This window comes from Aestuariivirga sp. (assembly GCF_047602625.1).
Lineage (GTDB): Bacteria > Pseudomonadota > Alphaproteobacteria > Rhizobiales > Aestuariivirgaceae > Aestuariivirga.
Genome location: NZ_JASGGV010000002.1, coordinates 313,076 through 335,509, shown reverse-complemented (window position 1 = coordinate 335,509; position 22,434 = coordinate 313,076). Strand labels below are relative to the sequence as shown.

The window sequence follows — 22,434 nt, the reverse complement described above, 5'->3', positions numbered from 1 at the left end:
GGTCATGGCTGGCGCTCTCGCATGACGTACTCAACAGCGTCCGCGTGCATTTTCTCCGCCTGTTCCCATGTGGCGCATCGCGTTTGATAATCATCCCTGTCGCCGTTGAAGATCATGGTTTCGAACAGGTGTTTTTCGCCGTTCTCGCCATGGTCCAAGCCAAGGAAGACGGTGCTGACGCGCGCCGTCCCAATGGTGGTTTTCGCCACGATGCGGTCTGCCGTTTCGAACCAACGCGCGGCCTTCATCAAGTCCGGCTCATAAACCGGCGTGTGTCCTTCCAGAATGTACCAGTCGCTCACGTCCATCTCTCCACTGTTCCATTCATGCGCTTCTCGAATCCGCGCGACTTGATGGGCCGCTTCGACTTCGGCCAAAGTCCCGCGTGTTTCAGCCTGATCCGCCGTTCCTTCGCCCCTGCCTGGTTCTCAAGCCGGGTCTTCTCCCGATGGCTCTGGCGCGTGATGATCTGGAGATTGCTCTCCCGGTTCTCGCCACCGTCCTTGAGGCGGATGATGTGGTCACAGTCCGCCATGCCCGCGAGGATCGGCTCGCCGGTGATGGCATCCTTGCCGCCCTGCCGCAGCAGCACGCGGTCCTGAACCGATTTCGGCGGCACGGAATCCGGCGTCCTGCCGATCCATTCCTTGACGGCGCGGCCATGCAGGCTGCCTGATGCAGCGATCTTCTTCACGCTGCTGCTTCCTTGGAAAGCTGTTCCCGGAACACGACGAGTCCGCGTTCGCGCATGTGGTTGAAGATCTTCACCGTCGCAGCGAGGTCAGCCTTTGCGTTGTGCGCATCGGGCAAGTCCTCATCGAGCAGGATCTTCAGGGCTTCAGCGAGTTTCATTCGCTTGCTTTGCCCGCAAGCCTTCGGGGCCTCGGTAAGAACGCAGAAGGTTGGGCGCTCGCCGTAGCGGTCGGGACGGCCCGCTATGCGCTGTTCGGCCCGGATCATCTTCTGGTCGAACGCCACGCCATAGGCCGCAATCCCGGTGCACTGATCCACCATGGCATCGTATTCCGCCAGCACATCCGCCACCGGCCTTCCTTCGGCGGTCAGGATGTCAATGGACAAGCCATTGACGGCAAATGCACCGCGCGCCTTTTCGATTACCTCGGGCAACCAGCCATCGGGGCGAACCAGACTGTAGAAGGACTGGACGATCTCGCCCGCGTCATTCACCAGCGCCGCAGCGATGGAGCAGAGCCGCGGCTGGCCCGGTGCATCGGCCGGCTTCTTGAAATCCGGCAGGCCGGTTGTCTCGCAATCAAAAATCAGGAACACGGGTTTCTCCCTTTTCGGTTCATGAGCCGGAGCGTCGTGGACGCGATCACTCCGGCCTTGTCCGGTTATTTCACCCGCTTCGCGGGCTTCTTGACCGGCTTCTTCGCTACCTTCTTGGCAGCGGCTTTCTTCGCCACGGATGATCACCCCCTTCCTGATTTGGCATTCGCAGCGATCTCGTCGTCACGCGACCGCCATCCTTCACCCCATGCATCAGCAAGGGGCAGGAAGTTCGGATTGTCCCGCCATTCCGGCGGCACGGCGCGGAGCGCCTTGTTGAGGTCGCGGTCCTTGCGCCCGCGTTCGTAAGCGTCGGCAGCGCCATAGGGGGCTTCATCCATTGATGTGCCGCCCTCGAGATCGCCGTTGGAAAGCTCGTCTTCCTGGACCGTCTCTGCTGACGGATTGTCGGAAGACGAGGCATCGTATTCCGCCGTATCTGACATCGCGGATGACGATGATTCTGGTGCTGACCTGAATTCCTCACGCGTCGGCCGCCTTGGCGTGACGTCGACCATTTCCGGACTGTCGAGATCACTGTTGAACGGCACGCCCATGAACAGGCCGGGCGCCGCCACGTTGGCGAAGGCGCGAACCGCGGTGTAGCAAATCTGCTGGCTCGGCCTCAGCGCCCAGAGCGTCGAGTTACGCGGAAAGCATTCGCGCATGTAGACCGTCAGTTCGCGAGGCTCCGGCTCGTTCTTGACCTTGGCCGAAACGACGACGCCCAGCCCTTCCTCGTCGGCATCTGTCCAGTCCTGAGCCGCGAAATCCCTGCCGCGGTCACCTTTCATTTTCTTCCACTTTCCGCGAATGCGATCCCAGTCACCGAAGTGGTTGAACTTGACGCCGCCCTCCAGATAGCCGCTGTTTTCAAGGATGGCCTGGACGAGCTTTCCCTCATATCCGATCTTGCCGCCCGGAGCGGCGTAGGTGCTCTGCCCCACCGCGAGCGGATCGAGCTTCCATGTGATGGCGCGCGTCACAACCGCGAAACATGCCTCGGTCTTTCCCAGCAGGTGTTCAGGTGTAAACCCCTGGGCGCGGGCCATGACTGTGGCGATCTGCTTGCAGCGCTCATAGAGCGCGTCGTTGAACATGATCGCCAGTCCCGGCGCCATGCCGGATGTTGAAATTCCGTAGCTCTTGCTTGCCTCGACAATTGCATTCATGGGCTTGATCTCCTCAGGCCACGCGGGTTTCGGTGATGGTGTAGAATTCAACGCCGCGCAGCAGGCCGTCGCGGTCGCGGCCCTTACCCAGTTCCGGGCGATGCGCATTCATGAATCGCGTCACGGCGGCGTCGATGGCGTCGGGATGCATGTAGGCGCGGAGGGCCTCGAGCGGCACGGCGTCACGATCCAGAATTCGATACGTCCAGCGCGTGGCGCGCGATCCGACGCTGCCGTATTCGCCTCTGCCGCGTGACAGGTCGGCTTCGCTCTGCTGGGCCGCGCCATCCAGCTTGTCGGCACGGCGCTCAAGGCGAACCGCGTCTTCAAGCTGCGTATTGGCTGTCTTCTCTGCGGTCTTCTCCTCCCGCTTCGCGAGGCGGGCGGCTTCCTCGGCGGCGCGGCGCTCTTCAAGAGCCTTGGCTGACGCTTCCCGTGCCACGCGGGCCTCTTCCTCGGCTTTCGCGCGCTCGGCGCGCGCTGCCTCGATGCGCTTGCGGGTATCTTCCTCCTCCGCCTTGCGGCGCGCATCGGCTTCGGCGTCGCGCTGGGCCTTGAGCTTTCGATCCTCCTCATCCCGCCTGGCGCGCTCGCGCCGTTCGGCTTCAAGACGGGCCGCTTCCTCGGCAGCGCGTTTGGCGCGCTCCTGCGCCTCGCGAGCGTCGCGCTCGGCTCGTTCGCGCTCTTCCTGGGCCTTGCGGGCGCGTTGCTCTTCGGCACGGCGCAGCGCTTCGGCCTCCTGCCGCTTGCGCTCCGCCTCCTGCGCCTGGCGCGCCAGTTCTTCGGCCCGTTCACGTTCAAGGCGTGCTTGTTCCTCGCGCCTGCGGCGTTCCTCGGCGGCCTTCTTTTCCTTGTAGACGTCGAGCCGCTCCATGATGGCCTTGGCGACCTTCTCCACTCGCTCCATGGGGATGGCGAAGGCGGCCTTGATTTCCTTCACCTTCTTGTCGAAGGGTTCCTTCTCGACGTCATGGACGCCCTTGGCCATCTTGATGACCTTCTTGCATTTCAGGGCCAGATCCTGTGCGGCGCCTTCGTCGTCGTCATTGGCGATGACGGCAGGCACCAGATCGAGCGCATCGGCGAGCGCGTCCATCTGCTGGAAAATCTCGGGGTTTCGCTCGCGCAATTCCTCCGCCATCGGAGGATTGTTGCCGCCGATCATTTCACGCGGATTCATGACGTTCATTGCTTTCGTCTCCTTTTGAGAATGTCGGCAGCGGGGCTGCGAGCCAGTCGACGGGACGGCGCGGGTTTGCTGCGGGATGATCGGGTTCGTTGGCCTGCGCGTGGGCGCGCAGGGCCGTCATGTAGAGAAACTCGTCCTCACTGATCGGCTCATTGCAGAGCCACTGCCATTCTTCCTGCGCATCGCGGCGCACGCCGTCGACCTCGCAGAGCATGACTTCCTGGCTGAGAAGTTCGCCCGTGCCGATATCAATGTCAGCGTCGATCCATATCCGCGCGGGGACGAAGACGCCGCCTTTGACAAGCTTGCGCTTGAACCAGCCGCACTCCGGCGTGTCAGGGTGGACGGGGGCGTCATTGCCCATGACGCCGCGCATGGCATTGTCATGCCAGCGGTAGAGCACATCGCGCGGTGTCGGCGTTCTCATGGCGCGTTGTCCTCGCCCGACACGGCCGCTGCAGCATGATCTTCGGCAAGCGCCGCAACGGCCGGCTCGGAGGACAACCGCTCCTGATGCGCAGGAGCCACGCCATCCGCCACCGCGGCGGAATTCTGCATGGTGCCCCGGATCACACGGGGCTGACGGCCGGTGACAGGCGCACCGTCTCGCGCGCTGAGGTATTCCAAAACTGGGTTTTGATCCGGTGCTGGCGCTACTTCATGGCAACCTCCTGTGTTGGCACGCCCCACGGCACGGCCATTCAGCGTGGCCAGACGCAAGCGGGGCGGGCTGGGAAATCGGTGCGGCGGCACGAGCGGCATGCGGCTGCGCAACGCGGCCAGTTCGAGGGCCAGTTCGCGCGCCGTGCCCTTGAACACGAGGTCGACGCCGGGGCTGGAAAGATTGATGCCGATGGTCACAGCGGCTTCCTCCAAGCAATCATGAAAAGACGGATGAGAACTCCGAACACTGTCAGCGGCCACAACAGGGCCAGAAGGCCGATGGAAATGGCCTGCACGTTGGTTTCCGGCTCACGCATTTCTGCGAGGACGTGCACGGCCAGCAGGAAACCCGAGGCGTAGGACATGAGGAGCAGGAAGGCGGTCATGCTCACACCTAGTGATGAATGATGGCCTGATCGACGCCGCGGCTGTTCTCCGCCCGAGCGGTGACATCAGCATCAAGGCTGACGTCATCCTCTGATGCTCGCGGCTTAGCCCGCCCATCGAAGCCGGGCTTGTTCGTGACAGCCTCCACGTAATCGCGGGTGTGGATGTAGCCGCTCTCGGCATAGGCCGCTGCAACATCGGGCATCGCCTTGGCCGCACGATCAACCACGCGAGCCGCGACAACGCCGATGGGCTCAAGGCTGGGGACCACTGCCCTGTCTGAACAAAGGGACTCAGGGCGACGGGCGACGGGCTTCTGTGGTGTGAATTTCGGCACCCGCGAGGACGGCACGCAACGCACCTCCTTGATCGAAAGGCTCCGCGTCGAGCCAGCGGCTTCGATCATCGCCAACACGTCATCCGCGTCGTCCTTGTTCTCGAAGGCGCAGATGACCACGGGATCGCCGTAGCCGGGCGCGGCGAACAGAAGGAACACCTTGTCCATTAGAGTGACTCCTTGCTGCCGACGTGCTTGGCTTCAGGCCCGCGACCTGCTGGTGAAGGCAGAGAGCCATCCGGCGGCGATTGCTCAGGTTGACGATGTGCTTGAGGCTCTGGACCCCACGCCGGGCTCCACCGGGCCATCTTCGCAGCGGCAGTAGCGCGCCGGTCCCACAATTCTTGAAGAGGAAGCATGTGCGTCTCCGTTGATGGAGATTATGAAAGCACAGCTTTCTTTTTAACGCAAGCAAAAAGAAAGACCAGCTTTCATATTTCTTGCGGACGATATATACCCCCTCCCAGCCAAGCCAAGCAGGAGGTTCGAAATGGACTACGCCGTTTTATGTCTGGAACTGTTCAGGGCGATTCTGGCCGCTGACCCGACGCTCACGCCCGAGGAGGCGGCAAAGAAGGCTGTCGCGGCGGCGAAGATTATTCTCACCTAGGGCGGGAGGGTGCGGGAGATGGGCGAGGTGGTTCAGGCTTTCAGGATGTTAGCCGGGGAGCTTGCAAAAGCTCGCTGGGGCCGCGACTGCGGCGACGGTGATGCGGAAACCGCATATTGCGCCGCCATGGATAATGTGCGCGAGGCGGTCAATACCGTTCTATTTATGATCGATGTTCATCCGCAGAACAATGCACTCGGGAAGATAGAACCCATTGAAGGTCGATCCGCTGATGTACACCGAGGCGATGCCATCGACGCGGGCGAAGGTTCCTAGCTGTTGAATTGCGGGGCTACTTGCTTGACGCAACTCTAGATCGCCAGCATCGAGTAGGGAAAAATCCTTTTGATTATCAATGATGATCGAAGATAGTTTGGCGTAAAATTGTTGTTTGTCCTCAAGAGGCTTGGGCGGAACAATCCACAAGCGCCATCCATCCGTTTCGGTGTTGCGGACAAGAACAGCGCCTAACGGAGCGACGCCCTTGGCGTCCATGAGCTTTATGAGCTGCTGCGCTTCGCTTACCAGTGCAGACGTATCCATCGCAAAACTCCTGAATTTGTGTCTCTCGTCGCCTGAACCATCAGTTGTGCCGTCGCGGCGTCCGTGGCGGTGTATCTGGCGGCCTCGTTCCATTCGCCAACAGCCCCCCAGTACGTGGCGAACAGACGGTCCCGCTTTTGTTCGTCCTGAAGTTCTTGCGCGAGCCCGGCGAGGCCAATCAGCGCCTTGAATTCGTGCGTGTATAGCTTGTCCACAAACTGTTTTGACGGAATCATCTGCGCTATTATTTGCTTTGAAATGCAGGCTTTAAGGCCAATCTCAATGGCGTAACCGGCGAGATAGAACGCATTGCCAAAGCGATTATTGGCCAGCAAGAGGGATGCATCCTCTATTTTCTGCTCCGCCAACTTTTGCAGATCAGCGCGCTTCATCCATCCCCTCCCAGGTGGTCAGTTGTCAGCCTTGCCGAAATGCCGGTCATCATCGTCAACCATCGCCATTGCCAGCCGGGCCAACATGGCATTGACCCGGTAGTGGCCGTCCTCGTTGCGCTGCATGACGATGGCCTTCAGGTTGCGGGAAATGCGGAGCCTGTCCTCTTCATCGCGGGCCATGCACTTGAGGGCGACGATGAGAAAGGCGGACAGGTCGCTGTCGGACAGAGTGCTGCTCATAGTGTCTCCTTCATGTCTTAGCGGCCGGCACAGAGATACCGGAGCGCCCAGCCCAGGGCGACCCAGAGAGACAGGCAGGCGGAGGCGAACGCCGCTATGCCGGGGTCAAAGCCGTTGGACGATGCCCCGTATCCCAGAACAAGAACCGCCAGACCGGCCACGACAAGAAACGTCCACCATATCACCTGCCCAAGCCTGACTGAAAAAGGCGGAGGAGGACGGGGTAGATTTTCCATAAATGCAGCCGATTCTTGCTGCCCTACCGTGTTGAGTGGCCCGGCGCTGCGGATGCGAAGAAGGTCACCTACGCATAATAGCAACCCGACGACTGCTCGGGGAAAGGCCATTTGGAAGTCCGGCGGGCCCCCGTTGGCGTTACCAAAAGCGTCGCCCAAAATTGATAGCAACGTGACAAACACCCCGACGGTCATTGCTTTTCGATATGGGGCATCGGTATTTCCCGTTCCCCAGTAAAGCAGCGAGGCGAGCAGTGCCTGCCCTAAGGCTGCTCCGATAAAAAAACCAAACATAATAGGAGGTGCCAATCGTCAATCCTCCGGTCCCAGATGCTCAAACGAGCGACACTAACGCCTCGCGATCACACCACAAACGCGGCCAATGATATGTATATCGGACAAAAAGTGCTCTTCAGGCTCATAGGCTGCATTGTCTGAAATGATGCGAACACGCTTCGGTGTAGAGCGAAAAACGTGATGAAGCCGTTTGATTTGCGGGGCAGACGTACCGTCGCTGATTGCGTAAACTGCATCTTGTAGAAACTCGTTCTGGGCAAGATCTACAAGCACTCGGTCCCCGTAATTGTAGCTTGGGAACATCGAATCGCCGACAACCGGCATAATGATTGTCCGGCTTTTGGTGGCTCGAGCTTCGGATGTGATGAATTGGTCAGGTATGAGCCACTCTGCTGTTACTCGATGACCAGAATAAGCACTATCGCCAATCGGAAATAGCACCATTTCACCAACCTGTCCCTCACCGGCGCCAAGTGCGCCATCAACCTCAGGACGGGCGCCGGGGACTTTTGCCTGATATTTCTCAACAAAAAACGCCGAGTCCTCGCCACCGTCTGACGTGTTGTTGTTGGCCGACTCCGGCACATAAAAGCGGCCGGGCACAACATCTCCAGGAACTGGCGCTTCGCCGGTCCCATTGGCCAGCCAATCCAGAGAAACCCTGAACGCCATGGCGATGCGCTGAAGGGCTTCACGGCCCACGCCCTGCCCAAGTTCCCAATTTCCCACTGCACCACGGCTCACGCCAACGGCGACTGCAAATTCAGTCTGGTTCATATCCAGCACATCGTTGCGCAAACGCTTGATGCGCTCGCCTATTAGCTTATCGAGATCAGTGGGTGCCTTTTTCATTCGCAAAAGTATGCTTTATGAAAGTGTGCCTTTCATCGAAAGAATTGCTTTCTTTTTTTGGCAAGCTATGCTTTCATGCGTCGCATGGAAAATGTGACTGCCAGAGCCAAGGGTCTTGCTGGGGGTGCGTCTGCGTTAGCGCAGGCTCTCGGCAACATTTCATCGCAAGCCGTTTCACAGTGGGAGAAAATCCCGGCCTCCCGCGTCCTCGACGTGGAACGCATCACTGGCATTTCCCGTCATGAGCTCCGCCCTGACATTTTCGGCGCCGCCCCCCACGACAAGGCGTCCGCGTGATGGGATCAGTTCGCCTTTTCGTTGGCCGGTGGAGAGAGGACCGCGAGGCCATGGTTCAGCGCGTCGCGGAGTATCTTCGCCATGTCGTTATCGAAGCGGAGGCGGGCGACGATTGCACATTGGCCCTGCAGTTTTCCGTCGGGACCGGCGCCGTAACGGTTGGTGCCCAGGAGAATGACGTGCTGGGAGCCGTAAAAGCCGCCCGAAACGATGCGGTTTATGACCAGTTCACGGCCTTCAGTCAGATCGATAAGGGGGTCTTGTTCTTCGGCCATGGTCAGGTTCCTTCTGGTTGGCATGGAAAGGTAACGGCGCGCCGGGCTACGGAGTCAACCCCGTGACCGCGCTAATCCTCCTCATCAAGATCGCCGCTGTTGTCGGCTACGTCGGGGGTTTCATCGCCTGCTGGCGCGACTTCGGCGATCAGCTCGGTGACGACCTTCTCTATCACCCCGCCGCGCATGTGCTCGTCGCTATGTTGTGGCCGCTGATCTCGCTCTACGCCCACGCCATGGCGCTGCGGGACATCCTGCTTCGGAGGGTTCTCTAATGGCATTCCATGTCGGGCAGATGGTGGTGTGTGTATTGGGCGGGAACCCCGATGGAGACGGATATGGCTGGGAAGAATACCCGGTTAAAGGGCGCTTCTATACGGTCCGGAGTGTCTTGACCGGGTTCACCGGAGAGGCGGTGCGTCTCGAGGAAATACGCAACAAAGAAGCCCTTTACGAGGTGCCGGGCGGCGTAGACCAGCATGAGATGGCGTTCTATTCCATGCGCTTCCGCCCTGTCCGCACGACTTCCATTGACCGGTTCACATCGCTCCTGAACCCCCAGCCTGACACGGTGAGTGCGTGATGGATATGGAGGTTTTGTCCTGGCTGGTGCTTTTCATCCCATTGGTGGTGGGGTGCCTTGTGATCATCATAGGCGCATGCGCCATTGTTGACGGGGCCCGCAAATGACAAGGGCCGAGACCACACGCACATATGGCCCCGGCCCCTCGACGCTGGGGGGGTCAGCGCCGTTTGATATTCATCACAATCCCATCCGCCACTTTTCCGACGGGCTGAAAGCCTGCGCGGCCTGTCCAGCGCCGCTTTCTCCGTTCCGCGTTCAGGTCGATCAGGCGTTCGCACATTTCCAAATCTCCAAAGCAAAATCCATTCGTCGCGGTTTGGAAAATAGTTTTGGAGCATTCCACCGTGCTGGAAAAATCTTCCTTCCCTACGTCAAGGCAGAAAGCCATGGCCGCGTTAGTTGAAAAGCTGAGTGTCATCGCTGGCCCTGGAAAGCTGGCAGAACGTGAGTGGCGTATCCGTTGCCGGTTGAACTGGCACACGAAACCCAAGTCGGCGGTTCGCCATCTTCTCTACGGAGAACGGCAGCCTTCGCTTGAAGAAGCAAAGCAAATCGAAGCGGCGCACATCAAGCACTGTGCGCAGAAGATCGAGGCCAACCGTGATGAAAACCGGCGACTTTACGACGCCATGCGAGAGGCTCTGTCAGCGATGGAGGCAACGGACCCGGATTTCTACCGCCCGCACATTGAAGCGGTTGGCGAGATGCTGCTTCGAGGCCGGAACGCGGCTGGTCAAGCTGGCACTGAAGATTGAGCGCCGCCCCGACTGATCCAGCTTATCGGACAGATGACCATAGAAAAGAGGAAAGCCGTCAATGGAAGCAATCAAGGCCAAGCCGTCATCGAAGAAAATCCTGCCGGACCAGACGCAGGAGCCGTTGCGCAACGATGACGCGCCGGACGGCGAGACGATTTTGTTCTTTGCCGGCCAAATCCGCCAGAAGCAGGCGCTGGTGAAGCTGGCGCAGAAAGCGTTGTCACGCACGCGCAAGCAGGCGCTGAACAGCGGCCTCGTGATGAAGGAACTTCTCGAGGTCATGGCGGACGCCGATATGGAGCCGGAAGCCGTGGCCGCGAAATACGCACGGCGCAAAGCCTATTCCGAAGCGCTGGCGGTGCCCATCGGCAAGCAGTTCTCGCTCTTCGATGCTCCGCCGCGCGGCGGCATTCCCACGTTCAAGGAGCGGGGTGAGAAGGCCTATCAGGACGGTTTGGCGCGCGGGATCATGGGCGAGAACCCCGACGATCAGGCTTATGGCGCGGGCCATGAGCACCACACCTCGCACAATGAGGGCTGGCGCGCGGGCCAGGACAAGCTTCTGGAAAAGATCGGCTGGCTCGATGCGCAGGAAGCCGCTGCGGAACAGGCCAAGGCCGACAAGGCCAAAGCAAAAACCAAACAGAGGGATGACGGCGATGACGACAGTGGTGACGGACGTAATGCCGGACACGGGGACGCCGACGGGGAAATGCCTCCAGTTCGACATTGAGGGCTGCCGCTCCTGCAATGTGGTGCATATCCGCATGAGCCAGGAGGGACAGGGCGAATATGCCTTCAGTCTTGCCGGAAATCAGGTCGATCAGCTTGTGGCCGATCTCACCGCCGAACGGCTGAAGCTGGGAGGCGTGGTGCGGAAATGGATCGTCTTTCCCCGGCCCGTCATTCTGGTGAAAGGGGGTGTCCGGCATGTGCCGGGCGCCATCGTGATCTGTCATGCGCCCGAAGCCATGACGGGCCGGGGAAAGACGATCCATTTCCGCACCAAGTTCCTCAATGAGAAGCCGCTCATGTTTCGCGTCGCCGCTCCCCTGATCGCATGCCGGGGATTGCCGGTGCACTACGACGACCTCATCATGCACTGTTACAGCGAAGACCGTGAGGAGCCTGAATTTGCCCAGCGCATTCTTCATGTCACAGTGTTCAAACTCCGGCGCGTCCTGCCCGACATCGGCGTCACGATCCAGACGCGCTGGGGATGGGGATTGCAGGCCGTCGCGCTCCCCATGGAAGCGAGGGCTGCGGCATGAGCGAGATCGCTACCGATACCGGCCTGCTCCGTGGCCCATTGCGCAAGAGGGAATCATCCCTGTGGGCGCGCCATCCCGAGGACTGGTACGTCGAACCGTCATGGTGCTCGGAACGCTTGTTCGACATTGAGCGATTCGAAGGCAATATCTGCGACCCCGCCATGGGGCAGGGGCACATCACATTGGCCGCCTTCAATCGCGGTCATGAGACCCACGGCCTCGACGTGGTGGCGCGCAATCCGCATTGGCCGCCGCTGCATGTCATGGACTGGCTCGCCTATGACGGCCAGCCCTTCGACAACATCGTGTCGAACCCGCCCTTCAAACTCTGCGATGACCGCAAGGCCGGGCGCTATCCCTTCGTCGAGCAGTGCCTGAAATATTCCCGGCGCAAGGTGGCGCTTCTCATGCCTGCCAATTGGGTGCAGGGCGATGATCGCTCTCGCTGGCTCGAAACCACGCCGCTCCGCAAGGTGCTGTTCATCACGCCCCGGCCCTCGATGCCGCCCGGTGATGCGCTCGCCGCAGGCATGAAGCCCGGCAACGGCACCACGGACTACGCCTGGTTCATCTGGCTGCACGGCTTCGACGGGCGCGCGGAAATCGGCTGGCTGAGGAGGAAGCCGTGACCTTCCGCACTGAAACCATCGGCGACTGCACGCTGTATCTCGGTGACTGCCGTGAGGTGCTGCCGACGCTTGGCAAGGTGGGCGCCGTGGTGACGGACCCGCCTTATGGGATCGCATATCAGAAGGGGGCTGGCGGCAAGGGCAAACACAAGCGCCGCAACACGGAGGCAATCCAAGGCGACACTGAACCTTTTGATCCTTCGCCGTGGCTTGCTTGGCCCTGCATCCTGTGGGGGGCCAACCACTATTCTTCCCGCCTCCCACATGGACGCTGGTTGGCGTGGAACAAGCTCGGAGAAAAGGAGCCATGGGCCGCGCGCGAAGTCGCGAAATGGAATGCGCTCAGTATTTTGAAGCCGCTGTGGCACGAGCGCAAACTTCGCAGGCATGCGTCACGGGTTTACGCCCTCGATATCGATCTGGTGTCGATGCGATCTATGTCGCTGGCGGCCCGCGTGGCTATCCAGAAGGAACGCAACTTCAGCCGCATGGAGGGTGAGACACGGCAAGACTACATCGACCAACATGCGGAGGGCGTGTTCAATGAAGCCTTCCATGGTTGACTGGGAGCATGGCGGGTGCGGCTGCGCCACGTGCGCCTCATCGCGCATGCTTGAAGACGGAATTTCGGCGCCGCGCCTCATTTGTGGGGTGTTGGGCGCCATCTCATGCTGCTTCGCCCGCGATGACCGGGGCGCATGCGGTCCCGGCGGCAAACTCTATCGCAACAAGACAGGAGCGACGTCATGACCAGCATCAACGCCATCGAACGCGCCATGAAGAAGGCCCTGGACGGCACTTTCATGCGATACAATCGCAACTTCGATGTTTTCGTGCTCGAGGATGTGCCGAAGTCTTTCATGGGGGATTATTTCACCGGGACGGGCTCCGCAGAGGACAAGCATCTGGAATGCGTATCGCGCGACGATCCGGAAGGGCTGGCGCGGGTTGCACGTGTCGTCCAGGCCGTGACGGGCATCACCGTGGACCAGATGCGGGGCCGCACCTGCGATGGAACGGTCTCGTTCGCGCGCCGCCTGTTCTGCTACATGGCCCGGCGGCACGCCGCAGCCTCCAATCTCTCCATCGCACGCTACATCGACCGCTACTCCGACTTCGTGTCGAACGCCTGCACCTCCATGGATGCGCGGCACGCCAAGAGCGTGCCTGTTCTCAGGGCAGAGGAATTGCTCACGAAGGTCCTGGCATGAGCGAACCCGAATTGACCGTGCTGGCGCTCGACATCGCCAAGAACCGCTCCGGCTGGGCCGTGGGCGCCCCTTCCTGGCGCCGGCCGCTGTGGGGCTCGCATGAGTTGCCCGTCAAATGGGACGGCAACGAGGGCCGCTGCCTCCATGCCTGGCGGCGGTTTCTCTGCGACACCATGGACCGGCACGCCATCACCTATCTCGCTGTCGAGGCCCTGTTCGTCGACATGAAGGATTTCAATTTCAACGGCACGGTTCCGATTGCCCAGCTGCACGGCATCGCCATTGAACTGGCCGAGGAGCGCAGGATCCGCGTCGGCGACGCCGCCATCGCATCGTGGCGCAAGCATTTCGTGGGCACCGGCATTCCGCCGAAATTCATTGAGCGCAAGGACCGCACCGATTGGTGGAAGCGCACCGCCATCAAGGCCTGCGTCGACCGCAACTGGTTCGTGGAGTACCACGACGAGGCCGAAGCGCTGGGGATCATGGACTACACCTTGAGCTGCTTCGACGAGGACTACCGTCACCGCAACGTGCGGTTCACCAATCGGGCCGCGCAACGGATTTCTCTGGCCAATTTCCGGGGCGACGAATCCGAAACCGTCCCGACGCATCATTCTCACCTGAAACGCGTGGTGCGGCGATGAACAGCGTTGCGCACCACTACGAACCATCTGCGGACCATCTGCCGCAGAATCTGGAAGCCGAGCAGGGGCTTCTCGGCGCCATCCTGTGCAACAATGACGCCTTCAACACGGCCTGTGCCGAGCTTGAGCCGGAGCATTTCGCCGAACCGCTGCATGCCCGCCTCTATGAAGCGGCGCGGGCCGAAATCCTGGACGGAAAGCGGGTATCGCCCGTCACCCTGCACCATCGCTTTGCCGCCGACGAAGCGATGAAGGCTATCGGCGGCACGGTGTACATGGCGCGGCTCGCTGCTTCGGCCGTGACCATTCTCAACGCGCCATCCTATGCTGCGGCGATCCGCGAGTGCTGGCTGCGCCGGCAGATCATCATGCACGCCCAGGACGCCATTGCGCGGGCCTCCGGTGCCCTTGGCGCCACGCCGGATGACACCGGGACGTCCATCGCCACCGGCTTGGCTTCGGCCGTTCTGGAGATGACGACGGCGACACAGGGGAGTGGCAGAAAGGCCCAGACAGCGGCGCATATCGCCGACACCATCATTGCCGATCTTAACGACGCCTACCGCACAGGGGCTGAGCCTGCCGCTGTCATTCCGACGGGCTATACCGATCTGCAGCGCACCCTGGGCGGCTTCCGCCGCGCGTCGATGGTGATCATCGCGGCCCGCCCGTCGATGGGCAAGACCACATTCGCGACATCCACGCTGCGCCGCATTGCAGGCTCGCAAAAGCATGGCGTGGCGTTTTTCTCCCTCGAGATGGCGGCCCGCAACATTGAGGAAATGATGCTCACGGACCTGGCGTACAGCGCGAGCAACCGACTGGAATACCGCGACATTCAGCCCTCCGAGGCGCAACACCCCGACTTTGCCAAGAGGCTGGAGCAACTCATGGAGGTCCGCCCGCTGCTGGAACATATGCCGCTCATCATCGATGACAGGGGCGGGCTCACGCTGTCCCAGATCCGCATCGCCGCGATGCAATACAAGCAGCGATTCGAGGCGCAATTCGGCTGCCCGCTTTCGGTGATCGCCGTCGACCACATGGGCAAGGTCAAGCCCTCGCAACGCTATTATGGCGACTCCACCGCAGAGATGACAGAGGTGGCGCGCGGCCTCAAGGACATCGCCAAGGAACTGGATGTCTGCGTGCTGGCGCTGTGCCAGCTGAACCGCGGCGTCGAGGGCCGGGAGGACAAGCGCCCCATGCTCTCCGATCTCCGGCAGGCCGGAACCATCGAGGAAGAAGGCGACGTCATCGGGTTTGTCTACCGCGAGGCCTATTACCTCGAGCGCCGCAAGTATGACGATATCTCGCTCGAGGACCAGCGCATGGCGCGCCTCGACAAGAAACGCAACTGCATGGAGGTGTTGATCAGCAAGAACCGCTTCGGCCCGTGCCAGCCCGTCGAATTTTTCTGCGACATGGGCGCGGGACGTGTGCAGGACATGGAGCACTGGGACAGGTACCGGTGATCATCATGGCAGGCACGATCTGGACAAAATTTTTCTGGGCGGACTGGGAGAGCGATGCCTCTCTCCGGCTCTGCTCCCTCGCTGCGCATGGGCTGTGGATGAAAATGCTCTGCATCGCGGCAAAAGCCGACCCGACTGGCTACCTCACGATCAATGGCCGATCACTTGGAGTAACGGACATCGCCCGCCTGGCCGGTGTGACCGAAACCGAGTGTAAATCCCTGCTCGGCGAGTTGGACCGGAACGGCGTCTTTTCTCGCGACCGCAACGGCACGATCTTTTCCCGCCGCATGGTCCGCGACGAAAAACGGAGCCGCGAAGCCCAGAAAAACGGCAAGAAAGGAGGAAACCCAAGCCTTGGAAAAGTCACGGAAAAATCATCGACCCTTAACCCCCCGCTTAACCCTCATCTTAAGCCACCGGATAACGGGGGGGATAAAACCCATAAGCCAATAGCCAATAGCCATAAGCCAGAAGCAGCAGCCCCCTTACCCCCAAATCTGCACGAACAGGTCTCCGCTGCGCTGCGCCAAATCCCGGAGGTCAGAAAACACCCCATCTTCGCCGATGATTTCGTCTACCCCATCACCCAACTCATCCAGCAGGGCTACGATTTGCGATCCCAGATCATCCCCATCGTCGCCAAGCGCGCCGCGACGGCCAAATTCCCCATCAAGGGCTGGTCCTATTTCGTTTCCGCCATCCAGGAGGCAACGGGGCAAAACACCCCGCCGCCACCCGTACCGGAGGACGAAACCGTCTGGGACAATCGCCTCGATGTGGCCCGCCGCCGCCGCGCCTGGGACGTCCGATGGGGCCCCATGCCGCATGCCGAGGGGTGCAGGGTGCCGCCGCAACTGCTGCTCGACAGCGATGGCGTGGACTGGACAGCATGGAGGCCGGGCGATGCCCTCTCGGCGTAGATCGATCCGCACGCCGGAAAAGCGCTCGGCGATGGCGCCCTCGCGGCGGCCGCAGCCCGACGCCGGGCCAACGGATTTTGCCCTGCTGCGCAAGGCGGAACTGATCGGTGAAACCATCGTCTGCGACGTCAGTACACGGACGGTTCGCATGACGGGGCGCAACAACGGGCAGGCGGCATTCTCGGCCCTGTCGCGGTTGCACTGGCGCGACCGGATCACGCTGCCGCAGTTCAGGGCGGGGCTGCAGTACGCGCACCTCCGCGCCGTGCTGTGGGGCAGGGCACACCCCAAGCCGGCCAGCTTCTACCGGCTGATCCACGAGCACATTTCGAGCGACATGCACCTGCCGGACGAAGAGCTGGCGGAAGAGCGCGAGGAGCGGATGGATGCAATGCGCCTGGCCTACCGGCGCGGTGATGATCATCTTCGCCGCATGCCGCATTCGACCGGTGTTCGTGTGGCGCTGCGGGCCACATGCGTGGATGATTTGTACCCCGCGAATGACGGCTGGATGGCGCGGCTGCGGCACGGTCTGCATGCCCTCGCAGATGTTTGGGAGACGGACCAGTGGTGAGGAATTCACGGCGATGACGACGATTGCATGGGACGGCAAGGAACTGGCGGCCGATTCGCGGATGACGCAGGGCGACACCATGCGGCAGAGCGCGGCGCAAAAACTCTCGCTTTCGCCCGATGCCGCTATATCGGGACGAACACCGGATCCATCACGCAGGAGACGCAGAGGTTTATCTCCTGGGTGCGGGATGGATCGATCATCGAACGCATGGTGAAAGCCGACGGAACGCCGCTCAGGATCAACAAGGACGACGAGTCGCGATGCCTGTTGTTCGACGCCCGCGACATGGCCGTCTTCGAGATCGACCACTACGGTGCGATCAGCCTTCTGATGGACGCACCGCTCGCTTACGGCTCGGGACGAGAGCATGCCATGGGTGCCATGTTGGCCGGAGCAAGCGCCTCCGAAGCCGTTGCAATCTCGGCACGGCTGGACGTCTGGACCGGACTGCCGGTCATGAGATACCGGCGTAGCGCTGATGGGCTGTGGGCAGATACCCCCTTGACGGGTCCCCTTCACGGCGGGTAATCACAAATTCCATGGTGCCAGAAGGCCCCATCATTCCCGAACCCCGGATCGCTGCCCCCAGCTCCGGGGTTTTGCCGTTTCAGGGACATCTCTCGCCATGACAGACGAAACCCAGGCCACACCGGCCAAGCGCACCGGCCAGGCCTCGCATCTCGACGCCCGCGTCGATCTCCATCCCGACAACGCGTTTTCGATGTGGATGGAGATGGACTGCCCGTCCTACGCCATTTTCGAGGCGCATCTGCGCGGCAAGGGCTTCAGCGTCTCGCGCTCCACGCTGCGCCGCTGGGCCATCCGCTACCAGTGGATCGCGGTCAAGGGTACGCCCGAGGCTATCAATTCATCGTCGCGTGTCATGCGCATCTGCGAAACCCTCAAGCGTGAGTCCGAGCGTGCGGGGCCGGAGGTTTACAGCGGCCTGCAGGCGCGCATCCTGACCACGCTGGGCGAGGCCATCCCGCGCGTCCGCCTCGACACGCCGGACGACATTTCCCGCATGATCGAGGCCGCAGAGCGGCTGCGCTCGCTGATCCACAATATGCGGGGCGACAAGTTCACCGGCCCCGCGGAATCCGGAACGGGGGCCACGCGCGACACCGACAAGGTCGGCAAGGTGCATGGCACGCTCACCGACATGCTCAAGCGCGCCGGAGTGCCGGACGGAACGCCCGTGGTCGAGATCGGCTCGTTTCGCAAGCCCAATGGCGCCAATGGCGCCAATGGCTGAGGGATACACCCCCGCCGATGCGCGCCGCGTCGAGGCTGTTTTTGCCCGAGCGCTTCCCATCGGCGCCAGCCTCGAGGTTGAACGCTATTCCGATGGCGCGGCCATCGCAGTCCGGCTCTACCGCCCCGACAGCGCCGACGTCATGAGTTCCGTCATGTTCGGCTATCAGCCGGAGCGCGCCGCTACGCTGGGCGTCCAGCCCGTGCCGGCCGACGTGGAGCGCATCGCCGCGCGTTTCGCAGAAATCTGGCGGGACGCTGCCTGATGCCATGCGGGGCACGCGATACATCACGGGCGCGTCCCGTGTCCCCGATCTGCCGCACTACATCGCGGAGATTCTGCCGACATACGATCTTGAAGAAACGCTCACGTTCTACGACGCCCTGCGCGAGATGAACCCGGCGCCGGAGGACTACGCGCTTCTGGCCTGCAACGACCGGTTCTTTCTGCTCACCGCGCTCCTGAACCGGCGCGACATGATCCACCCTTGGCTGTTCTCGCGCTGCCGGGAAGTGGAGTCCGCACCCGATGGCTATCTCGATCTCTGGAGCCGCGGTCACTACAAGTCGAGCACGATCACTTATGGCGGCACGATCCAGGAGGTGCTTTGCAATCCCGAAATCACCGTCGGGATTTTTTCGTACTCGCGGCAGACGGCGCAGAAATTCCTGGCGCAGATCGCCCACGACCTCGAGCACAACGAAACGCTGAAGACCTGCTTTCCCGACGTGCTCTACTGGAAGCCATCGTCGGAGGCGCCGCGCTGGTCCATCGACAAGGGCCTTGTCGTCAAGCGGCTCGGCAACCCGAAGGAAGCAACCATCGAGGCATGGGGCCTCGTCGAAGGCCAGCCCACGGGCGTGCATTTCCAGTTGCTTGTGTTTGACGACATGATCGAACAGCGCAACGTCACCAACCCGGAGCAGATCCGCAAGGCGACGGAGGCATGGGAGCTCTCCGACAATCTCGGCGTCGGCGACGGGACGCGTAAGTGGTACATCGGCACGCGCTACCTCATCGGCGACACCTACGAAACGATGATTGACCGCAAGGCGGTGAAGCCCAGGCTCTATCCCGCCACGCACAATGGGAGACCGGAGGGCAAGCCGGTGTTCTGGTCGCCCGAAACATGGGCGAAGAAAAAGATCGAACAGCGCTCCACCATGGCGGCGCAGTTGCTGCAGAACCCCGCCGCAGGCAAGCAGGCGATGTTCGAGGCAGCATGGTTCCGGCCCTATGAAATCAGGCCCGCCACGCTCAACGTGTACATCATGGGCGATCCGTCACGCGGCCGCACGGCGCGCAGCGACCGCACCGCATTTGCCGTCATCGGCATCGACGCACAGGGCAACAAGTATCTTCTCGATGGCGCCAGGCACCGCATGAAGCTCTCGGAGCGCTGGCAGATGCTGCTGATGCTGCACCGGAAGTGGCGGCAGGCATTCGGCGTGCAGATGGTGCGCGTGGGCTATGAGCGCTTCGGCCAGCAGAGTGATGACGAGTATTTCGCCGAGCAGATGCTGCTCATGAAGGACGACGATGACCGCTTCGCCATCGAGGAACTGGCGTGGCCCAATGAGGGCAGGGCGTCAAAGGAAGACCGTGTGCAACGCCTGCAGCCCGATTTCGAGGGCGGCAAGTTCTTCCTGCCTTGCGTGCTGCGCCACCCCGACTTCGGCGACAGTTACTGGAAATACGCCGCAGAGGACTTCAAGCTCGACTACCAGCCCGTGCGCGGCCCGACGCGGCTGCAGCGCGCCATGGAAACGCAGGGCCAGAAATGGCGCATCCCGAACGCGCTCACCAGGCGCGACGAGAACGGCGACATCTACGACCTCACCAAGGCGCTCATGGACGAAATGCTGATCTTCCCGTTCGGCTCGCATGACGACATGGCCGACGTGACGAGCCGCATCTACGACATGCAGCCCATGCCCGCGATCTCGATTGATCGCGTGAAGCCCATCGAACAGCACTACTTCGACAGCTAGGACCCAATGGCAAAAGTTGACCAGTTCATATCGGAGCTTGACCAGGCTCCGATGGCGGCGGCTGACGCCTATGCCTTGCCTGTGGAGCAGGCGTCGCAGAAGGCCAACTATCAGGTCCCGCTCTCGGGATTCATGGCCGCGCTGCAGTCATCGGCAAATACCATCGACCTGATGACGCGCAATGGCGTCGACAGCATCGCTAACGCCGTGACTGACCTGGCCGAGGCCGTCGCGTCTAACCCAAACAACATCCTGCCCATCGTGCAGTCCGCGATGTCGGGCAGCAATGGTGTAGCGGTCAACGGCAATGGCGCCGTCATCAGCGTCACGGAAGGCCCAGTGCGGGCCAGCAGTGACCAGCCCTATCCGTCGACTTCGGGAAAAGCGTTCGGAGACCTGACGGCCAATCTTGGCCTGACTGGTGTGTTCAACGGTGCGACCGCTGTAGGCAACGCTGCCTGCGGAGCAAAGGGTATCTCCGCATTTGCCTATGCCGGGCAGGATTGCACTGCGCTGCCCATGACGTTTTCCTATGCCGTGATCTATGGTTCGAACAGCGGTGGCTTCAGCTTCGGGTCCGGCGCAACCGTCACCGCGACGATCTACGGCAAGAACGGCTCACCGCCTGCAAGTGCGACCGACGGAACGGCAATCGGATCGACGACGTTCACTGACACAGCAGACGAAAGCGGCGGCCGTCTCATCCGCAGCACCGATATTCTCTCCAAGTGGGACTATGTCTGGTGCCGGTGGTCTTCGAGTGTAAATACCGCATGGCGTGTCGCTGAACTATCGCTGTTCTACATCGACACCAGTACGCTCTCTCCGCGCCTCCCGTCGCTGCGCTACCGCGACAGCATGAGCGTCAGGGAAATCGACCGCCTCGCCTTCTCCGGCCTCATTGACGATACCGCCACGCTCTCGACGATGATCGATGACATCAACTCCGGGTTCCAGAAATCGTGGAGGCTACCGGCTGGGGCGTCCTCGCTGGTATCCGGTTCATTGCCAGTCATCACGGCGAGCTACTGGTCGATCCATGGCGGCGGCTATGACACTCGCATCATTATTCCGGCCTACGCCGGAGACCTCTCCAACATCCTGACGATTGGCAATAGTGCCTCCCAGATACAGGCATGGACTATCGACGGCCTTACGTTCGAGTTCTCGAACAGCAGCAGCATCGTTACACCAAATCCGACCATTGACGTGGTCGCCGCTTCCCGAGCGTCCATTCGCAACATCCGCATTTTCAACGGCGGCGGCGGCATCAAGATTGGCGACAGCATCAAGGCTGGCGTCGTCCAAATGTTGAACCTCTTCCGCAACAATATCGTTCTCGATGCATCGCGCGGAGGCCGCACAATCGACATGCAGTCTTGGGCCGGGCTGCACATGGGCTTCTGCAATTATGGAGCCTCTGGAGTTGCGACCGCTGATTTCCGGGGGCTTATAGCGCACCCGCTCGAAGCGGACACCACAGACGCGGTCAAGATCATCAACTGCGAGTGGAACTACCCCGGACCCAACCCGCCGCACAACATCGAACTGGACGCCACGCACAATCACATTTCGTCGTGGCAGGTAACAAACGCCGTGATGGATCAGGCGGTTGGCGGTGAGAACATCTGGATACACGCCGATGCGGGTGCCTATGTCGGCAGTTACATAAACAGCATCAACTTCACTAACCTGATCTCGAACGGTTCGACAAACTCGAAAACAATTCGCCTCGATAATACAGGCGGCATTTCGTTCGATGCGTCATTCATCGGTGGGCAGGTCAGCACAGTCGGTAACGGTGTGCTGCCTGCCGTGTACATCACCGGCGGCAAGGTCGAAGCGAATTTCCGTGGAATGGGCTTCATCCGCCGCTCCACCGCAAGCACTGCAACTTCTGCTGTCGCCATTGGCGATGGTGTGTCCGGGGTTCGCCTCGACGGATGCTACATCAAGACGCGCAAGAACGACGATGGAATCTCCGACTTCGTTCCCTACGACTACCTCGTAAACTTCGAGGGACAAGCGACGGACTGCTCGATCATCAACTGCAACGCCAAGTCGGCGCGTGTTGGTTTTGTGAACGAGGGATCGAATAGCGCCGCCAACAGGGCGACAATCCTCGTGGACAATAACATTGGTCCATCTGGCCTAATCAAAGGCCGCGGTCCCATCGCCGTTGCAAGCCTCCCGTCTCCGAGCGTGAAGGGGCAGCGCGAGTTCGTGACCGACGCCAATGCCACGACTTTCATGTCAACCGTTGCTGGCGGCGGAAGCAACAACGTCCCTGTCGTTGCTGACGGCACGAACTGGAAGATCGGCTAGGCT

34 protein-coding genes are annotated in these 22,434 nt (G+C 61.2%); 19 read left to right on the top strand and 15 right to left on the bottom strand.

Annotation, left to right across the window (positions count from 1 at the left end; genetic code table 11):
- Positions 1-2: 2 nt before the first annotated feature.
- From QM694_RS06395 to QM694_RS06330, 14 genes are all read right to left on the bottom strand, one after another.
- The gene (locus tag QM694_RS06395; RefSeq protein WP_415006119.1) at positions 3-302 is read right to left on the bottom strand and encodes a hypothetical protein; all 300 of its coding nucleotides are present in this window, start codon (positions 300-302) and stop codon (positions 3-5) included.
- Positions 299-694 carry an HNH endonuclease signature motif containing protein gene (locus QM694_RS06390; protein WP_415006118.1) on the bottom strand — a complete coding sequence of 132 codons (396 nt, stop codon included), beginning with the start codon at positions 692-694 and terminating at the stop codon, positions 299-301. The genes QM694_RS06395 and QM694_RS06390 overlap by 4 nt, the downstream gene beginning before the upstream one ends.
- Positions 691-1,437 carry a 3'-5' exonuclease gene (locus QM694_RS06385; RefSeq protein ID WP_415006117.1) on the bottom strand — a complete coding sequence of 249 codons (747 nt, stop codon included), beginning with the start codon at positions 1,435-1,437 and terminating at the stop codon, positions 691-693. Before QM694_RS06385 ends, QM694_RS06390 begins: the two co-directional genes overlap by 4 nt.
- Positions 1,434-2,462 carry a recombinase RecT gene (locus QM694_RS06380; protein ID WP_415006116.1) on the bottom strand — a complete coding sequence of 343 codons (1,029 nt, stop codon included), beginning with the start codon at positions 2,460-2,462 and terminating at the stop codon, positions 1,434-1,436. The genes QM694_RS06385 and QM694_RS06380 overlap by 4 nt, the downstream gene beginning before the upstream one ends.
- Before the next feature lie 13 nt (positions 2,463-2,475).
- On the bottom strand, positions 2,476-3,651 hold the full coding sequence (locus tag QM694_RS06375; RefSeq protein ID WP_415006115.1) for a hypothetical protein: 1,176 nt from the start codon (positions 3,649-3,651) through the stop codon (positions 2,476-2,478).
- On the bottom strand, positions 3,629-4,078 hold the full coding sequence (locus QM694_RS06370; RefSeq protein ID WP_415006114.1) for a hypothetical protein: 450 nt from the start codon (positions 4,076-4,078) through the stop codon (positions 3,629-3,631). The genes QM694_RS06375 and QM694_RS06370 overlap by 23 nt, the downstream gene beginning before the upstream one ends.
- Complete coding sequence (locus tag QM694_RS06365; protein ID WP_415006113.1) at positions 4,075-4,512, bottom strand: hypothetical protein; 438 nt, start codon at positions 4,510-4,512, stop codon at positions 4,075-4,077. Before QM694_RS06365 ends, QM694_RS06370 begins: the two co-directional genes overlap by 4 nt.
- Positions 4,509-4,700 (bottom strand): hypothetical protein, encoded by a 192-nt coding sequence (locus tag QM694_RS06360; protein WP_415006112.1) that lies wholly within the window; start codon positions 4,698-4,700, stop codon positions 4,509-4,511. The genes QM694_RS06365 and QM694_RS06360 overlap by 4 nt, the downstream gene beginning before the upstream one ends.
- 8 nt (positions 4,701-4,708) lie before the next feature.
- The gene (locus QM694_RS06355) at positions 4,709-5,206 is read right to left on the bottom strand and encodes a hypothetical protein (protein ID WP_415006111.1); all 498 of its coding nucleotides are present in this window, start codon (positions 5,204-5,206) and stop codon (positions 4,709-4,711) included.
- Between the two features lie 601 nt (positions 5,207-5,807).
- Positions 5,808-6,191, bottom strand: coding sequence for a hypothetical protein (locus tag QM694_RS06350; RefSeq protein WP_415006110.1), 384 nt, complete (start codon positions 6,189-6,191; stop codon positions 5,808-5,810).
- Complete coding sequence (locus tag QM694_RS06345; protein WP_415006109.1) at positions 6,170-6,583, bottom strand: hypothetical protein; 414 nt, start codon at positions 6,581-6,583, stop codon at positions 6,170-6,172. The genes QM694_RS06350 and QM694_RS06345 overlap by 22 nt, the downstream gene beginning before the upstream one ends.
- An 18-nt stretch (positions 6,584-6,601) precedes the next feature.
- Positions 6,602-6,826: a hypothetical protein gene (locus QM694_RS06340; protein WP_415006108.1), complete on the bottom strand. Its 225-nt coding sequence runs from the start codon at positions 6,824-6,826 to the stop codon at positions 6,602-6,604.
- Between the two features lie 17 nt (positions 6,827-6,843).
- Complete coding sequence (locus QM694_RS06335) at positions 6,844-7,371, bottom strand: hypothetical protein (RefSeq protein WP_415006107.1); 528 nt, start codon at positions 7,369-7,371, stop codon at positions 6,844-6,846.
- Between the two features lie 39 nt (positions 7,372-7,410).
- The gene (locus QM694_RS06330) at positions 7,411-8,211 is read right to left on the bottom strand and encodes an XRE family transcriptional regulator (protein WP_415006106.1); all 801 of its coding nucleotides are present in this window, start codon (positions 8,209-8,211) and stop codon (positions 7,411-7,413) included.
- Positions 8,212-8,286: 75 nt separating this feature from the next.
- Here QM694_RS06330 and QM694_RS06325 point away from each other — a divergent pair, with 75 nt between their 5' ends.
- Positions 8,287-8,508, top strand: a complete 222-nt coding sequence (locus QM694_RS06325; protein ID WP_415006105.1) for a transcriptional regulator — start codon at positions 8,287-8,289, stop codon at positions 8,506-8,508.
- A gap of 5 nt (positions 8,509-8,513) precedes the next feature.
- On the opposite strand, the gene QM694_RS06320 is transcribed toward QM694_RS06325, so the two are convergent.
- Positions 8,514-8,783 (bottom strand): hypothetical protein, encoded by a 270-nt coding sequence (locus QM694_RS06320; RefSeq protein ID WP_415006104.1) that lies wholly within the window; start codon positions 8,781-8,783, stop codon positions 8,514-8,516.
- A gap of 62 nt (positions 8,784-8,845) precedes the next feature.
- On the opposite strand from QM694_RS06320, the gene QM694_RS06315 reads away from it, so the two are divergent.
- From QM694_RS06315 to QM694_RS06230, 18 genes are all read left to right on the top strand, one after another.
- Positions 8,846-9,058, top strand: a complete 213-nt coding sequence (locus QM694_RS06315) for a hypothetical protein (RefSeq protein WP_415006103.1) — start codon at positions 8,846-8,848, stop codon at positions 9,056-9,058.
- A complete protein-coding gene (locus QM694_RS06310) occupies positions 9,058-9,366 on the top strand; it encodes a hypothetical protein (RefSeq protein WP_415006102.1) in 309 nt (102 codons plus the stop codon). The genes QM694_RS06315 and QM694_RS06310 overlap by 1 nt, the downstream gene beginning before the upstream one ends.
- Positions 9,367-9,469: 103 nt before the next feature.
- Positions 9,470-9,772, top strand: a complete 303-nt coding sequence (locus QM694_RS06305) for a hypothetical protein (protein WP_415006101.1) — start codon at positions 9,470-9,472, stop codon at positions 9,770-9,772.
- Positions 9,756-10,124 carry a hypothetical protein gene (locus QM694_RS06300; protein ID WP_415006100.1) on the top strand — a complete coding sequence of 123 codons (369 nt, stop codon included), beginning with the start codon at positions 9,756-9,758 and terminating at the stop codon, positions 10,122-10,124. Before QM694_RS06305 ends, QM694_RS06300 begins: the two co-directional genes overlap by 17 nt.
- Before the next feature lie 61 nt (positions 10,125-10,185).
- Positions 10,186-10,860, top strand: coding sequence for a hypothetical protein (locus QM694_RS06295; RefSeq protein WP_415006099.1), 675 nt, complete (start codon positions 10,186-10,188; stop codon positions 10,858-10,860).
- Positions 10,811-11,398, top strand: coding sequence for a hypothetical protein (locus QM694_RS06290; protein ID WP_415006098.1), 588 nt, complete (start codon positions 10,811-10,813; stop codon positions 11,396-11,398). Before QM694_RS06295 ends, QM694_RS06290 begins: the two co-directional genes overlap by 50 nt.
- The gene (locus QM694_RS06285) at positions 11,395-12,027 is read left to right on the top strand and encodes a hypothetical protein (protein ID WP_415006097.1); all 633 of its coding nucleotides are present in this window, start codon (positions 11,395-11,397) and stop codon (positions 12,025-12,027) included. The genes QM694_RS06290 and QM694_RS06285 overlap by 4 nt, the downstream gene beginning before the upstream one ends.
- Positions 12,024-12,590 carry a hypothetical protein gene (locus QM694_RS06280; RefSeq protein WP_415006096.1) on the top strand — a complete coding sequence of 189 codons (567 nt, stop codon included), beginning with the start codon at positions 12,024-12,026 and terminating at the stop codon, positions 12,588-12,590. Before QM694_RS06285 ends, QM694_RS06280 begins: the two co-directional genes overlap by 4 nt.
- A 183-nt stretch (positions 12,591-12,773) precedes the next feature.
- Positions 12,774-13,238 (top strand): hypothetical protein, encoded by a 465-nt coding sequence (locus QM694_RS06275; RefSeq protein WP_415006095.1) that lies wholly within the window; start codon positions 12,774-12,776, stop codon positions 13,236-13,238.
- Complete coding sequence (locus QM694_RS06270; RefSeq protein WP_415006094.1) at positions 13,235-13,885, top strand: hypothetical protein; 651 nt, start codon at positions 13,235-13,237, stop codon at positions 13,883-13,885. The genes QM694_RS06275 and QM694_RS06270 overlap by 4 nt, the downstream gene beginning before the upstream one ends.
- Positions 13,882-15,360: a replicative DNA helicase gene (locus QM694_RS06265; protein ID WP_415006093.1), complete on the top strand. Its 1,479-nt coding sequence runs from the start codon at positions 13,882-13,884 to the stop codon at positions 15,358-15,360. The genes QM694_RS06270 and QM694_RS06265 overlap by 4 nt, the downstream gene beginning before the upstream one ends.
- A gap of 5 nt (positions 15,361-15,365) precedes the next feature.
- Positions 15,366-16,283 carry a hypothetical protein gene (locus QM694_RS06260; protein ID WP_415006092.1) on the top strand — a complete coding sequence of 306 codons (918 nt, stop codon included), beginning with the start codon at positions 15,366-15,368 and terminating at the stop codon, positions 16,281-16,283.
- Positions 16,267-16,857, top strand: a complete 591-nt coding sequence (locus QM694_RS06255; protein ID WP_415006091.1) for a hypothetical protein — start codon at positions 16,267-16,269, stop codon at positions 16,855-16,857. The genes QM694_RS06260 and QM694_RS06255 overlap by 17 nt, the downstream gene beginning before the upstream one ends.
- A gap of 210 nt (positions 16,858-17,067) precedes the next feature.
- The gene (locus QM694_RS06250; RefSeq protein WP_415006090.1) at positions 17,068-17,388 is read left to right on the top strand and encodes a hypothetical protein; all 321 of its coding nucleotides are present in this window, start codon (positions 17,068-17,070) and stop codon (positions 17,386-17,388) included.
- Between the two features lie 97 nt (positions 17,389-17,485).
- Positions 17,486-18,115, top strand: coding sequence for a hypothetical protein (locus QM694_RS06245; RefSeq protein WP_415006089.1), 630 nt, complete (start codon positions 17,486-17,488; stop codon positions 18,113-18,115).
- Positions 18,108-18,380: a hypothetical protein gene (locus tag QM694_RS06240; protein WP_415006088.1), complete on the top strand. Its 273-nt coding sequence runs from the start codon at positions 18,108-18,110 to the stop codon at positions 18,378-18,380. Before QM694_RS06245 ends, QM694_RS06240 begins: the two co-directional genes overlap by 8 nt.
- A gap of 4 nt (positions 18,381-18,384) precedes the next feature.
- A complete protein-coding gene (locus tag QM694_RS06235) occupies positions 18,385-20,106 on the top strand; it encodes a hypothetical protein (protein WP_415006087.1) in 1,722 nt (573 codons plus the stop codon).
- A gap of 6 nt (positions 20,107-20,112) precedes the next feature.
- Positions 20,113-22,431 (top strand): hypothetical protein, encoded by a 2,319-nt coding sequence (locus tag QM694_RS06230; protein WP_415006086.1) that lies wholly within the window; start codon positions 20,113-20,115, stop codon positions 22,429-22,431.
- The last annotated feature ends 3 nt before the right edge of the window (positions 22,432-22,434 follow it).